Origin of the sequence: Microbulbifer weihaiensis (assembly GCF_048323715.1) — a bacterium.
Classification (GTDB): domain Bacteria; phylum Pseudomonadota; class Gammaproteobacteria; order Pseudomonadales; family Cellvibrionaceae; genus Microbulbifer.
In genome coordinates this window covers 1-15,988 of sequence record NZ_JBLWFL010000027.1, presented here as the reverse complement: position 1 = coordinate 15,988, position 15,988 = coordinate 1, and the positions used below count along the sequence as shown (strand labels likewise).

The following is a 15,988-nucleotide window of genomic DNA, read 5'->3' as shown; positions in this document are numbered from 1 at the left end:
GGATAACCACCAGCACCAAAATCCAGTGGCTGCTTATAATCGCCGAATGGGGCATTTGTATTCCCAGTCGTAGACGCTCGACCGCCAAGACCACCATAACTTCCACCAGAGTAGAGATAGTCGCCCGCAAGCGGTAAGTCACCCTTACCATTCAGATTAATACTCGAAGCTGCGTCAATTTTTACCGATTCATCAATCTCTAAAACCAACACATTAGCCGCAGAGTCTGAGTGCGTAATTACCCCTCCATTCTGAATAATCAGACTTTTAAAATTATGTTCTCCATCAATGGTAACTTCCGCCCCATCAACAATGACATCTTTCCCCTCGTACTCCATATCTGAAGATGTAATATGGAAGTTTTCATTGAAAACGATCGTCTCAGGTATCGACATTCCTTGAAAATGTTCTTCAATATCCTCTGAGGCAAGAGATTTGGAATAAAAAGCGACATCACCAATCAATCCCTGAACCGCCTCCAGCGCCATGCCATCCACATCGGAAAGTTGGTACGCCTCCAAAATTCCACTGCCGTATATCGCAAGGAGCGGAGTGTCGTAACTGGACATTGCGAAAGAAGTACCGCTGATTGGCAGCCCGGCACTGTCCAGGGCCCAATCAACCCCGTCCCACGAATAAGCCCTTAACTCATCGTTAGAGCTATCGATAAAAGCTACTCTGCCCCCACCTATTGATGTGACAAATACGCCCCCGGCTGGTGAAACACTTAAGGCATTGCCAATCTGAATCCAGTCGACCCCATCAAACAAATAAGTTCGCAATTCATCGCTCGCGCTGTCGGCATAGGCAATCGTATTGGTTGCAATCGATGCTATTTTCGCACTTGTTGACGCTCCAGGAAGGGCGCCACCCAACTTTGTCCAGTTAGTTCCATCCCACTCATAAGCAAATAAAGAGCCTTCCCGAAATGCAATACGATTTGTATCAATTGTGGTTACAGACACAGTTCCGAAGTAAGCGTCTAATTGAAGAGTATTGCCAACTTGGGACCAGTCGGTTCCATCCCAAGAAAATGTTCTCAGGCTCGAACCTTTTATTTCCGAATAATCTCCCGCCAGAACTATTTCAGTAGCGCTTAATCTTGCCATTGATGTCGAAGACAGTGACCCGAGCTGCAAACTGTTACCGACTTGGGACCAGTCGCTTCCATTCCACTGATATGTCCTCAACTGCTCGTTATTTGTATCTACATATACGATAGTGGACGCATCAATAAATACAGTTGCACCACTTCCACCTCCAGCACCAGCGATGCTTAAGCTATTTCCAACCTTCGACCATTCGTTGTCTAAATATGTGGCATTGTCCGGCTGCCCACCCAGATAAAAAGGCTGGGCAGTGGGTAAAATGCCCCCGCTGTAGCTAACCGATGCGACAACCTCGCCATTGCGAAACAGACTCAGAGAGCTACCACTGTAGGTAACAGCCAAGTAGTACCACTCATCCAAAGCTGCGACCTGGGGATCGGAAAGGGCTATGGTTTGCTGGCCGTCGTTGAGTACGAAGGCAAAATGGCCGGCGGTCTGTGCGCCAGTGTCGAAAGTGCGGGAGTTGCCAGCGAGGTGGAGGCTGAATGGCACACTGCCGGCATCACCCTCCCCCTGTTGCAGCAGAATATGGCGACCAGTGATCTCGTCAAGTTTTACCCAGAGCTCCAGGGTGAAGGGCGTAGCGAAAGCAGATAGCGCTGTATTCAGCGACAGATATTGCTCCTGGCCGTCGAAGACTACCGCGTCCGCAATCACGCGTTCGCTGTCAACAAATTCCGGAGTGCGTTTGCTGGTGAAAGCGGGTGCATTACCAGTTTCGTCGTTTAGAGTGGAACCTTGGTTTCGCTCCATGGCCCAGTAGGCGATGGGGCCATCGGCCATTATCAGATCCCGGTATTCACCCGCCTGTGAAGATGTGGTTACAACAAGAAAGCCAAACGCAATAACAAGTAATGAAAGTAAACGCCCTTTCATTGATTCCCCCAAATTCCAAAGGGCCAATTTGCCCGTAGTCCAGCAGCGGTTGTATTTTTCGCTGCTGTTGGCAGATGCGTTGCGCTATCTGCCTATCCTTTTTTGTTGTTGTAGCGGCAAGCGGCCGCGCCTACAAATAAGTCTTGGGGAACCGCCAAAAAGTAGCGGGCGGGTGGCAGATGGTGGCCGCCGGAGCGCAGAGAGCGAAATGTATAGATAATACATGAGCATCCCGAGCACCGCCGGAGGCCATCAGGCACACGCACAGTAGTTTTTCAGCGACTCCCTAACAGTCTCACTGCCAGGCTGCTGCCCTGCTCTCACTCAACTGAGCCTGCTGTTCGCCACTTAAACTGATCAAACCGTCTTGTGGAACACCGATAGCCGTCATTAAATCGGCCAGATCATTGACGTTTTCCACCAATAGCTGCGCGCCGGATTCTGTTTCGATGATTTCGATTGCGTCCGCCGTCAACTGCCAGTTGCGAATCTGCACTTTCTCGGAACCGCCCAGAAGGTAGATATCCAGATGTGATCCGTTCTTGACCAACCACAGGTCTTCCGGAGCAATGGCACCTTCGAACCGCAGCCTATCTTCCGCGCTGGAGCCGGAATCGCGAATGGAGTCGATACCATCACCACGGGAAAACAGGTAGATATCCCCACCACTGTTGCCGATTAGGGTATCAGTGCCCTCGCCGCCGCGAATCGTATCGTTGCGGGAAGAGCCTTTAACCGTATCGTTGCCTTTCGACGCATCGATTTCAGCAATACCAACGAGCTCAGTAGAAGAGAAGTCCAGCACGTTATTACCTGTACTTCCCTGAACAATATCGGTACCACCATTACCATTGATTAATTCAACCGTATTGGCTCCGGAATAAGCAGCGAGACGTATCAGATCATTGCCGATTGTTCCTCGCACTTCATCGGAACCATCGCCACCTGAGTAGCGGTCATAACCCGTATCGCCTGCGGTCACTACAAATAAATCATCTCCACCTTCGCCATACAGGTTATCACTCCCTGCACCACCTTCGATGGTGTCGTCTTCGGAAGTGCCGTAAACCGTATCGTTACCAGACAGGGCATTGATAAGCACAATGTTTACCAACGATGTATTACGGAAATCCAACGTATTGTTCGCGCTGCTACCCAGGATTTGGTCACTACCACCATTTCCGTCAATTACCTCCACGGTGTTATCACCGGCGAAAACGGTAAAACGGAATTCATCATCACCACTCGAGCCTTGCAGGGTATCGGTACCCTCCCCGCCCTGATAACGGTTATGGCCGGTATCGCCTGGGGTATGGATAAATACGTCATCACCGGCATTGCCATAAACGCTGTCACTACCCAAACCACCGATGATGACATCGGCGGCTGCCGTACCATAAACCGTGTCATTCCCTGCGGCGGCATCAATCTGGGAAATATTCAGTAGTGTTACTTCTGAGAAATCCAAAACATTGTTGCTGTCATTAGAAAGTATCCGGTTAACACCACCTTTCCCGTCAATCTTCTCCACGGTGTAGACACCGTTAAAAACAGAAAATATCAGGTCATCATCGACATCGGTTCCCAGGATCTGGTCAAATCCATTGCCGCCAATGTAGCGATCACTTCCGGGATCACCTTCGGTAATCAAGAAAGTATCGTCACCATCGCCGCCATCGACATAGTCGCTTCCCATGCCTCCAATAATGGTGTCAGCCGCACTGGTTCCGTATACCGTGTCGTTCCCGCCCGCGGCATCTATCGAAATGATTCCAATGAGCTGAGTATTGGAGAAATCGAGGGTGTTATTGGTATCCGTTCCCAATATGCGGTCTTCGCCTCCGTACCCATCAATGATTTCTACCGATGCCTCACCGGCGAACGCCGAGAAGCGGAATTCATCATTTCCAGGTGTACCTTGCAGGGTGTCTGTTCCTGCACCGCCTCGATATTGGTCAAACCCGGCATCACCCTCGGTAAGCTTGAAGAGATCGTCGCCCGCTTCACCGTATACAATGTCGCTGCCGACGCCCCCCACAATGACATCCGCCAGCTCAGACCCATAGACGGTGTCATTGCCATCTCCCGCGTTAATCAGTGCGATATTGACCAGCTCTGTGCCGCGGAAATCGAGTATGTTATTGCTGGCGGTACCAGAAATAATATTGTGGCCCGCTGCACCATCGATTTTTTCTACCTGTGCCTCGCCCCTGAAAACACTAAAGATCAAGGTGTCATCGGCGGCAGAGCCAATCAACGTATCGTAGCCGTCGCCACCTTCTATTCGATCGGCACTGGTATCGCCTTCGGTGACAATGAAGATATCGTCACCACCATTGCCATACAGGTAATCGGAACCGTTGCCACCGATAATACGATCCGCATTGTCAGTGCCATACGCTGTATCGTTACCGTCGCCCATATCGATTTCCTGGATATTGAGCAACTGGGTTTCACTGAAATCGAACACGTTGTTCGTACTGGATGCGACCAAACGGTTAATACCCGCCCCACCGTCAATGATCTCTACGCGGCTATTGCCCCGGAATACACTTAACCTGATATCGTCATCTGCATCCGAACCCAGCAGGCGGTCTACACCATCTCCGCCGTTATAGTGATCAAAGCCGGTGTCACCTTCGGTTATGTAGAAAGTATCGGCACCGCCGTTACCATAAATGAGGTCAGAGCCCAAGCCGCCAATGATCACGTCAGGCGACGCTGATCCTTTAACCGTGTCGTTGCCACTACCTGCATCAATCAAATCAATCGATATTAACTGGGTTTCTGAGAAATCGAGTACGTTGTTGGCAGCACTACCCAGGATCTGGTTCATTCCGCCATCACCATCGATGACTTCTACCCGTGCAACACCATTGAACACACTCAACTGGATCGCATCGTCTGCAGAGGTGCCGACTATCCAGTCTTCGCCGTCACCACCTTCATAACGATCAAAGCCTGTATCTCCCGCTGTCAAGGGGAAACGGTCGTCACCGGCCTCACCGTAAAGCCTGTCACTACCCATTCCACCGACGATGGTATCAGCAGAACTGGATCCATAGATGCTGTCATTTCCTGCACCACCCGCTATACGGGCAATATTGATCAGGCTCACACCACGGAAATCGAGGGTATTGTTGGTATCCGAACCCTTAATAAAATTGACTCCGGCACCACCGTCAATGGCCTCGACCCGCGCATCGCCATTAAAGACATTGAAGCGGAACCAGTCATCGCCATCACCACCAATGATCTGGTCAAAGCCTGCGCCGCCTTCAACCCGGTCGTAGCCGGCATCATTGCCCTCGATAACGAATATATCGTCGCCCGCATTGCCATAGAGGCGATCGCTGCCTTTATTACCGATAATCTTATCGTTCGATGAACTACCGTATACGGTATCGTTTCCATCGAGTGCATCGATGAAGGCGATATTCAGCAACTCGGTATTTGAAAAATCCAATACGTTGTTTGCACTAGTACCATAAATCGCATTAAAGCCACCACTTCCGTCTATACGCTCAACAGTGGCCGCACCGGTAAATACACTCAGCCGAATGGCATCATCACTCGCACCGCCAAGTATCTGGTCAAAGCCGTCGCCACCGTCTACGCGATCCGCATGGCCATCATTACCTTCTATGACAAACGTATCGTTGCCACCTTCGCCATAGAGTTTATCAGCGCCGGTGCCACCAATAACGACGTCATCGCCTTCGCCTGCGAAGATCGTATCGTTACCCGCTTTGCCATCAATGATGTCGGCACCATCACTGCCTTGCAGATTGTTGTTACCAGAGTCGCCTTCGACATTGACCAGTGAATCGCCCGGCTGAATTGTCCAAACAAACTTGGAGAAATCGATCACTTGAGACGCAGGATGGCGGATTACCAATACCTCATCACCAGGCACCGTGGCATCAGCGCCTATATTCTGGAATGTTTGAGTGCCGCCACTGATTACGCTGGCGGAATAATTCAGGTCCGGGGATCCCAGCAGTGTAAGAGTCGCACTCGCAGACACCAGCCCACTGCCGCTATTGGTTAAACCTGTACGGTAGTGGGAATCCACTTCCACGCCACCCGCTACGGGGACTTCCTGCTCAAGCGTGTACTGGCAAATAAAGAGCGTCTGTCCGGGAGCTTCGCTATCAGCGTTGATCAACTCAATACTATCCAGCAAATAACCACTGTACGCGGCATCAGCACTCTGAGCCGGCTGGAACACCAGGTTGAACGGGCGATTGCCATCTACCTCACAGTCATCAACACCTTGTATTTGAATGGTCTGGGGGGTGTCCCAGTTGTCGGCGGTAAACTGTAGATAGTTTTCACCTAACAAACGCGCTTCGCTGCTGTCTGACACCGACACATTCAGAGTCAGGCTGGTACCCGTCTGTAATGGCTGATCCAGCACCACACTTACCGCCGCGATTACTGTTCCCGCCTCATCCGTCAACAGATCCGTCTGCGGTGTCGCGGTAATACGCTTGGTCTGCGATGGCACCACAATATTGCAGCAGCCATCCGCCACGACCGTGCTGTCTTCATCGGAAATTTCCAGCTGCAATGTGTAGTTGCCTGGCATCAGGCCGGATGCATCCCAGCGGTACTGATCACCAGCGCCATCAGCATCTTCAGCAATATCGGCCGCAATCAACGTGCGTCCACTACCTTCGTACAGGTAGTAAATGGAGATGGTGGCACTGCTGTCTGGGTCAGTGTCTTGCCATTGAATCAGGATTTCCGGCTCGGCCAGTGTAATTTGGCTGTCGGGCAGGATCAGGGCGATTGTGGGCGCATCGTTCACACCGTTTTCGTTGACCGCAAACGAATTCACTTCACTCCAGTCGCTAACGCCACCTTTGCCGTCGTTCGCACTCGCACGCCAGTAATAATGGGTGTTGTCATCAAGATCAAAGCCCGGTGTCCATTGGGTTCCGGCCTGAAGCTGGCTGGCGACCAGCAGCGTCAGTGCGGCATCGGAGTAGATCTCGAACTGGTATTGCACCGCATCCCCGTCCGGATCCACGACTGGATTGACCTCGAACAATGGGCGTAGCGACTCGACCACCGCACTGGCACCGGGATTGTGCAAGGTGGGTACTGGCGGTGCCGTGTTGTCTGCATTCACGTTGAAACTGGCTGTTACCCAGTCGCTCTCCACCGCACCATCACTGACCTTCACCCGCCAATAGTAGGTGGTGTCTTCCAGCAGACCGTCAACGGTCCACGAGGTTTCCTGTGCCGCTTCAGTAATGGTCCCGGAAGCACGTTTTTCCGCACTGTCAAAGCTCGACTGGCTATCCACTTCAAAGTGATAAGTAAGGGGTTGCTGCTCCGGGTCTACGCCATTGCGCACCCGCAACGCCACACCGTTGTTCGGCAACCAATCCTGCAGTGCGCCACTTGGCGCAACAATCGTGGGCGCTAGGGGTTTGTTATTTTCCGTACTGACCAGAAAGGTGCCCGGTACGCTATCGGTACGCACGCCGTGCTCATCCTGTACCCATGCGTTCCAGACATAGGCATTGTCTTCCGCAAGCGGGTTTGGCACCTGCCACTTGGTCTGGAAGTTGCCGCCAGGCAACAGGCCGGAAACCTGGGCGATGGGGTTTTCCAGATCGGACTCGTGAAACAGGTCAAAGCCGTAAGAGAGGGTATCGCGGTCCAGATCCAATGCGTGAGCCACGACCAGCGTGGGCCGCAAGTCCGCCACTATGGCATTCGCCGCCGGGGCAACGATGGCTGCGGCGCTGGGCGCATCGTTCGCGGTGTTTACAAAGAAGCGGCTCGCCTGCCACTCGGAGGCGACCGGCACTTCGCCACTGCCTTCTTCTACCTGAGTGATTGCGCGCACACGCCAGTAATAGAGGGTGTTATCGGAAATGGCTTTGCCGGACAACAGCTCACCGGCCGCCACCGTCCAGGTGGTTGTCACCGAGCCTTCTACTTGAGTCGATTCCGCCACCTTGTTCAGCATGGCTTCTTCGGCATAAATCTCGAACTGGTAACCGACCGTCATCTCCGGTGCGTGCTCACCGTTGGTGACCACCAGCGTCGGCAACAGGCTGCTGGCACCGGCAAGCACTTCGCCGTCATACACCGGACTGGCGATTTGCGGTACACCGGGCGCCACCTCAGGTACAGTGGGATCACTGCCCACAGCTTCTTCCTGGGCATCGGTACGGCCATCTTCGTCGTAATCGCCCGAGCCATCGCGATCCAGATTGCCGAAGTGTTCCATTTCCCAGGCATCGTTCAGGCCATCGCCATCGGTATCGTCTGCCGGGTTTACCGCGATATTGACCGAGCGCTGGCTGGAGAGCACACCGTCTGTTGCGGTAAATGTAATCGCATAATTGCCGGCCTGACCGATCGCCGGCAGCCAGCGGAAAATACCTGTGCCGTCACCGCCATCGGTAAAGGTGGCACCGGCGGGAAGCGTAGTTGCGCTCAGTTTGGGCACCGAGCCATTGGGGTCGGAAGACTGCACCAGGAAGCCAACCTGGCTCCCTTCATGGGTATTGCGATCCAGAATGGCCTGGATCACCGGCGCCTGGGGCACCTCGCTGGCATCCACAAAATACAGGGTATAGCTACCGGTACTGCCGAAATCGAACACATTGATAAAGTGATCGAAGTCGATATTGTTCTCAGCGCGCTCCTTGGAGATCCAGTAGTTGGCGCTATCGAGCAGCTTGCCGTCATCCCGCACCACTTTGTGCAGTACTTTTCCCCCCGCATAAGGGTCGGATACCTTGACGAAACCAAAACCGGCTTCCGCCGAGCCGGACAGCGCACGGGTGCCTGAAGTCTCAACCCCCAAGCTATAACTGAGCTGCGGCACTTGCGCGCAGCTTTTACACAGCGCCAGATCTGCACCCGTGGCTTGGCTTTCGTACACGTAGTAGTTGTCGTCCGCACCATAAGCGAGGAAATCCGGCACGGCATCGCGCCCGGCAAGATCCACTTTTACATCCCGCACCAGCAGATGGGCATTGGTGGCTTTGATCAATGATGTGAGCTCACCACCCAGTTCGTTGGCATGGGTAAAGCTCGCATTAAACGAAGTAAATTTTCCGGAGAGCGTGGACTCCATGATCCAGCGGCCCGCTTTCATCGCACTGGGCTCAATCTGGCCGAAATCGATCAACAGGCTGGGCTGTGCGGCCTGATTTTCGACGAAACTTTTGGTGATGGTGAAGTCGATCGCCAGGCCCTGCTCATTATCGACGATCTTGGGCTGGGCAGATTCGATCTTGACCTTGTTCGCCGCACCAAAGCCGCTGTTATCGATGCGCACGCCGAGTGTGTAGGGTTCTGGGGGCTCTATCTCGGTAGTAAATGCATCGTCGCCTATGACTTCTTCGGTGAGGAAGTAATCCAGGGTGAGCAGCGGTTGGGGTTTTACCACAATGGAATCCGGGGCCACTTCCACCACTTCTTCTTTACCGCCGTATGTATAGGAAAGGGTGGCGCCGACAAAGAACAGCTTGCCATTTTCGGTTTCCCCCGCAGCATTGGCCGTGGGGACAATCAACCAGCGGAACTCCCCGACATTACCAGCATTGATCACCGCATCGGTCACTGCACCGTTATCACCGGTGACCAGGGAACTCACACTCTGGGTATCGTCAATACGGATAAAAAAAGCCGCATCGCTGACGGAGGTATCTGAGGTCGCAGTAACGGCATTGCCATCGGCATCGGTAAAAATGACCGAAATAGCAATATCCTCAATGGAATAGGTATCCAGGCTATTGGTAATGCGCATGATGGCTTCAAAGCCCTGGCGCTCCAGTGTCAGCTCCTGAAGAATTTCAATGCGCACTTCTGCGCAAAGCGCCTCTTCCTGAGCAGTAGCGGCCGCCGGCACTATCAATGTGCTGATCCAAATCGCCGCCAGAATCCCCCAACGCTGCAACATGTTCCCTATTCCTAATTTTCGTAATGCTTTTAATTAATTCTTTTGAAATCGAGCCCTTCGGCTACAACATTGCCGAAACAGCTCGACCTTCAATCTATTTCCGTTCGCGGCCGCCCAGGCCTGCGATGCTCCACCCTGAGCCCTACCCTGCGTTCGATCTCATCCACAAACCGGCCATTACCGGTCAGCTGGTTGCGAGACCAGGCCTCATTCAAAAAGGCCAGCTCGTCGGCCGATACCCCAGCCTGAACAAATTCTTTATACGCCGCTAAGCGCTCGACGCTATTGCGCCCCATTCGCTGCAGCTCTACGTGCTTATCCAGCGCACAACCTTCATTGAAACCAACCCGCTCGCGATAACTGGACCACTTGTATTGGCGTGGCCCACGCACCATGCCGGCGCGCACCGGGTTCAGCTCGATATAACGGCAACAAGCAAGAAAATATGACTCCACCTGCACAACGCTCGCTTTGAAACGCCCCTCCCACAGAGAACCCCGGCGCCCTTCCAGCTTATTCACATAGGCCGCCTGTCGCCCGGCAACCCGCTTCATCAGCAGCGAAATCGATTCCGCCCTATCTCCTTGCTCCAACCGCAGGTGGACATGATTGGTCATCAAGCACCAGGCGTACAACTTGATCCCCAACTTATCCTTCCACTCGAACAAGTTGTCCCGGTAATACTGATAATCCTCATCCGCAAGACTACTTACTTATTTTGGCGCCTCGCGGTTGTGCCCACGCTGCACAATATGATGTGGCATATTCGCCACCAACATTATCGCCTTCCTTGGCATAGCTCTTCTCAATCGTTCTTGGCGTCACTCCCTGCCTTGTTTATTTGGGCGTCTTAAATAGATCTGTCCCCTTTATGATCCCTTTATTTTTTTATCTCTTTATCTCCGCAACAGTAATATCTAAATTAGTTTCTACGCTTTTCATAATCCTTAGCCCATACAATTTCCAAATTTCTAATTCTAAACAAGGCTTTATGATTGAATAGAGCATATTTTCAATCCAGTGTGGGCTTTCAAAGGAAACATCGACTATATCTTCAATTGCCAAACCGTAACTTTCGATTTCCTCTAGAAGTTCTAAAATCTGGTATTGATCTACCGCAGTCATGGACATATTGATCAAAATTTGGACTAGCTTGTAGCAGTACTTTGAAGCCAAATTTAGCGAAGCTTTCAAGTTCAATTCACCCAAAAACTTAGTTGCCGCCGACGTTAAATTTACATCCCCTACCTCTACTATCCCCTTCCCCCAAATAAGCAAGCTTGTTAAGTCACAATCTCCTGACATAGGTCTAACTCTATCCCCATAAATGTAGATAGTCGCCAGATATAGACGAAGGTATATATTCTGGACATCTAGAAGGCTTATAACGCCACTTTCATAAATGCCCCACTGAATTTCATAGAGAAAATCAGGATTCAGATCTTCAACAGTCTTTACAAGGAAAACATTTTCGTAACCGAAATCATTTGCCCCCTTAAACCCCCCCATAAACCTGGAAGACTCTTCTATATCGCCAATAGAGAATTGACGCTTCAGGGAAGAAACTAGCTGATCAAACGGCCTTGCTTTTTTATTTGCCACAATCGCCACACCTTTGCTTCAAACGTTCGTATTTCCTCTTTGCCTGCTGCTCAGCCAACTTGTGATTAACTGTAGTTGGGATAACAGAATCGCAGTCAAGCTGGTTGTACAGCTTTCTACCTTCCCACTCAGCCTTCGCTCCTTTTAATCTGAACTCACAACTTGCGGTTGTAACTGAGGAAGCCGCCTGACCTGCTTTATACGCTTTGTAGATCATCTTGCAGGTTCTAATCCGATGCTTTTTCGCTTTCTTGTAATTTTTATATGCTTTCCACCCCAGAAGCGCAACGCGTACTCCAACAACTACAATGGGTACCCACACCACCTCACCAGTTGGATCGATTAACGCGACTGGGTTGTTTGCAGTATAAGCAAAACTGTTTAAGCCACCCTTTAATCCAATAGGATCAGTCTGTATGTACCTTCCCAGTCCCGGCGAATAGTCCCTGAACAAGTTCCAATGGAGCCCGCTCTCAACATCAAAGTACTGCCCCGGAAACCTCAAATTATTCCCAACAGTCTCAGCAAGGATCTCAGCCTTACCAAAAGCCTCATACCGAGCCTCCCAAACCACAGCCCCAGACTTATCCACCATCCGCTGCGGCGTACCCAAATGATCATTCTGGTAGTAATAAACTTCCCCTGATGCCACCCGCTGGAATAATGGCTCCGTCATCCAGGGCATACCAGGCTTGAAGTGGTACTCCTTTATCAAATTCCCGCCAGCATCATATTCAGCGCCCATACCTTCTTCGTTATAGAGGAAATAAGTCGCACTATCGGTCTGCTTGCGAATCCGCTGCCCGTAAGGGTTGTACTGATACTCCCCTACTGTCTGCGCATTCTTATCGACAGCAATCAAACGCTCTTCATGGTTATAGCGATAATCCCAAGTAACCCCGCCCTGTACCTTCTGCGTGGTATGACCATTGTCGCTGTACTGGAAACTGGCCGGATCATCACCGGTGATTGCCGTCAGCTGGTTGTGGTCGTTGTAGTCCAGCACCTCAGAGGAGGACGGAATAAATTCCGTCCCCGCGGCTTCGCCGCCCGTCCCCTCAACCTCACCGGTCGCATAGTCGGTACGGTTGCCCACCCCGTCATACCCAAACTGCTCGTCATTCGCCGACAGCTCCAGCGGATAATCCGCCTCTGTCAGCCGATAAAGATCGTCATAAGCAAACGCATAAGCCCCATGCTCGGTATCAATCCCCTTGATATTGCTCTCAAGATCATACTCGTACAGGGCCGTCGCTTTATCATTGCCCGCAGAGTCCTCCAGAATGCGCTCTTTCACCCGCAGGAAATCGTCGTAGGTCAAAGTGATCTTGTTGCCACCGGGCAACAACAAAGTCTGCGGAGCCAGCCAGTTGAAGTTGGTCCACGCCAGCTGCCCCTCCCCGGGCACGTGCACCGCCGCCAGCTGGTTGTTCTTGTTGTAGTAATAGGTGTAGGTAATACCTTCCGGATTGGTATAGGTCTTCTTCAGCCCATTGCCGTAATAGGTGTAGCTATAGCCTTTGGAGAAAGCGATATCCACGGCCTGCGCGCCTTCACCGTAATAATCCACCTGCACGGATTCCAAGCGATTCAGCGCATCGTAGGTATAGGTTTCGCCGTGGTGGACGATATCCGCAGTCGCGTTGGCGGTGTCCGCGCCGGGCAGCTGGGTGTAGCCGGTGTACTGGGCCTTGGCGTTGTAGTGGTAATCCACCACCTTGACCGGCTGTGCATTGTCTTTCTGCGCGAACACTTCCAGCTTGCTCAGGCGGTTGGCGTCGTCGTAGCTGTAGCTGCGCTTTTCCTGCTGTGGATTGATCACCTCAACGAGATTGCCATTGGCATCGTAGTTGTAGACGCGCTGCTTGTTGGTACCGATAAAGTCGTGCTTGGTTTCGGTCTTCAGGCGGTCGACCTTATCGTAGGTGTAGACCGTCAGGCGACCTTCCGGGTCTGTCACCTGCAGCAGGTTGTCGCGGGCATCGTAGGTGAATTTGGTCTTCTTGGCTTCACCATTGACCGGATCGACAATGGCTACCAGCCGGTACAGATTGTCATACTCATACTTTTCGGTGTTTTCCAGCGCGTCGGTGTCACTGGTGAGATTGCTCCCCAGGTCGTAGCCGTATCCACGCAGGTACTCGAGGTTGTTGGCCTTCTGCTTACTCTGCTCGATACGATCGCGCTTGTCGTACCCAAGCTCTTCCGCATAGGTGGGGTATTCGATTTTCGACAGCAGGTTCTGCTGGTAAGTGTACTTGGTGCGGTTCTGCTCACCGTCAACTATGGCGCTCAGGCGGTTCTGGCTGTCGTATTCAAGACCGATTGTGGAACCTTCGGCATCGGTGATGGTAGCGACCCGATTGCCTTTATCGTAATCCAGCTTGAGCAGGTTGCCCGCATCATCGGTGACGGTGCGCGGCAGGCCTGAGGCGTTATTGATGATATGCAGGCTGCTGCCACTGGCATCGGTAACCTTAACCAGATCGCCGGCGGCATCGTATTCGTATTTGAAACCCTGGCCGTAAGGGTTGAGGTCTGACAACAGGTTGCCTACGGCATCATAGACCTTGGGCCAGATTTTCAGACGGGCATCCACGACAGTGTGTGCATAGCCGTTCGCGTCGTAATCTTTGTATTCAGTAACTTCAAGCTCGGGGCTGGTAACTTTGGTTACGTTGCCGTAGTCATCGTACTCCCAGCTCGTGGTCGCCAGTGCGGTATTGGCTGCGGTGGATTCACCGGTAGTCTGGGTCTTCACCTGCCCGTATTCATCATAAGTGTAACGGGTAATACGCTGGTCATCTGTGCCCGCAGCTTCCGTCAACGTCAGCAAATTGCCTTTGGCGTCGTACTCGTATTCGGTGATTACTCCACGTTCATCGCGCTCTTTAAGCGGCAAAGAAAGCACTGTGTTCCACTCAGTGGTGGTGTAAGTGCCGTCCGGGTTTTCAGTGCGGGTAATATTGCGGAAAGTATCGTAGTAGTGCTTGGTTTCAAGGCCACGGGCATCCGTGGTCACACTACTGAGAATACGAATGGGGGCCGCATTCGCGCTGGCGACCAGCAAGGTGGAGCCCTCGTAACGGTACTGTTTGGCAAGATCTTGAGCGGTTTTGTTCTCGGAGTAGGTATAATCAACTTCGTACTGAAGCTCACCACCGATCAGTTCTTTGATGGGCATGCCCATCAGGTTGTACCAGGTTTCCGTGATCACACCGGAGTTGTCGCTCTGGACAACCTTGAATTCCTTATCTCCGTTTACGCTGTGGGAATAGCGAACGCCAGCCCCATCTGCCGTCTCATAACCATTCAGATGGCCATCCGCATTTGTAGAATATTTGGTTACACGCCCATTTGGGTCTGTCACACTCTTCAAAGTGCGGGAATTATTGGTACGCAACTCGTAGTTGTAATGCCAGGATTTCCCTCTGACATCAACGACTTCAATCAGTTGGCGATAATTGAGAGAATCATCGCTGTCTGATCCGTACTTGTAATTGACAGTACGCCCAGTGTAATCCTCTATCGCTTTAAGGCGGTATGGGCCAACCAGCTGACCGTTTTCAAGCTGAATATATTGTTCCCAATGGTAAGTGATAACCGTATTGCCAAGATGATCCTTAATCTTGGCTATACGATCGCCATCATACTCAAAGCTGACACGAATGTTGTTTCTATCTTCATAGTACGCAATCGCGCCTTGCGAATAGCGAATCAAATTGCCACGACGATCCGTCCAAGTATAGCCCAAGCTATCTTTAACGATGGTCTGATTTAAAAGTGATCGGTAGGTATTACTACCCGCTGCAATACAGGTCACATAGTCATAGCGAAACCTCTCTGGACGATAAGCCTGATCATTGCGAAACAAATAGAATTGGAATGGTTGAGCACAGTTATTTGGTGAGCTTTGCGTCTGCCGGGCGGCTAGTCCAAATCGTCCTGCACCGCCCCCTCCCGCTCCGCGATTGAATACGCCTTTACCAAACTCTTGCAACGCGATCTGTCGGGCTTCCTGCTCGAAAGCCTCTAACGCGATGACGCCCTCCGCCTTCAACTTGGCGACTTGTTGCGTGTAATTAAGAATTGGATTCCAGCGGCTATTCCATTCCCAGCCCGTACTGGTCCAGCGACGCGTCATACGTACGCTGCCACCGAGAACTTTGACCTGCATATCCTCCAGGTCTTCCATATTCTGTGAGGTAACGGGCCGTGGCTTAGCGCCATCACTGATGATGCCGGGCTTGCCGTGGGCCAAGGAACCCAAGAGAAGCGCACAAACTGATAAAGCCAAAGCCCCATAACTGGCAAGCTGCCCACGCCTTGGTTTGCGAGCTGGTGCGATGTTTTCTGACTTTTCGTCCCTGGCACAAAACTTCATTGTTATATTCCTGGTCTTCATTCAAGCAGCGGGAGTTCACGCCTCCCGCTTCCCCATTTTCTATTTGCCGTTCTTACTCGGCAC

General features: G+C 51.9%; 4 protein-coding genes and 1 pseudogene. All 5 read right to left on the bottom strand.

The genetic code is table 11. The features are described from left to right. A partial coding sequence (locus tag ACNKU7_RS18590) for a LamG domain-containing protein (protein WP_418298484.1) occupies nucleotides 1-1,985 on the bottom strand: 1,985 nt, incomplete at its 3' end. A 295-nt stretch (nucleotides 1,986-2,280) separates the two neighbouring features. Next, on the bottom strand, nucleotides 2,281-9,918 hold the full coding sequence (locus ACNKU7_RS18585) for a putative Ig domain-containing protein (protein WP_418298483.1): 7,638 nt from the start codon (nucleotides 9,916-9,918) through the stop codon (nucleotides 2,281-2,283). Between the two features lie 89 nt (nucleotides 9,919-10,007). Next, a pseudogene (locus ACNKU7_RS18580) lies at nucleotides 10,008-10,607 on the bottom strand (transposase); the annotation flags it as partial. 199 nt (nucleotides 10,608-10,806) lie between these two features. Beyond that, a complete protein-coding gene (locus tag ACNKU7_RS18575; RefSeq protein ID WP_418298482.1) occupies nucleotides 10,807-11,520 on the bottom strand; it encodes a hypothetical protein in 714 nt (237 codons plus the stop codon). After that, nucleotides 11,510-15,904 (bottom strand): RHS repeat domain-containing protein, encoded by a 4,395-nt coding sequence (locus tag ACNKU7_RS18570; protein WP_418298481.1) that lies wholly within the window; start codon nucleotides 15,902-15,904, stop codon nucleotides 11,510-11,512. The genes ACNKU7_RS18575 and ACNKU7_RS18570 overlap by 11 nt, the downstream gene beginning before the upstream one ends. Between the last annotated feature and the right edge of the window lie 84 nt (nucleotides 15,905-15,988).

Bases quoted from the DNA above. Each gene is read 5' to 3' on its own strand.
- ACNKU7_RS18585 (WP_418298483.1), bottom strand. From the start codon at position 9,918: ATGTTGCAGCGTTGGGGGATTCTGGCGGCGATTTGGATCAGCACATTG.
- ACNKU7_RS18570 (WP_418298481.1), bottom strand. From the start codon at position 15,904: ATGAAGTTTTGTGCCAGGGACGAAAAGTCAGAAAACATCGCACCAGCT.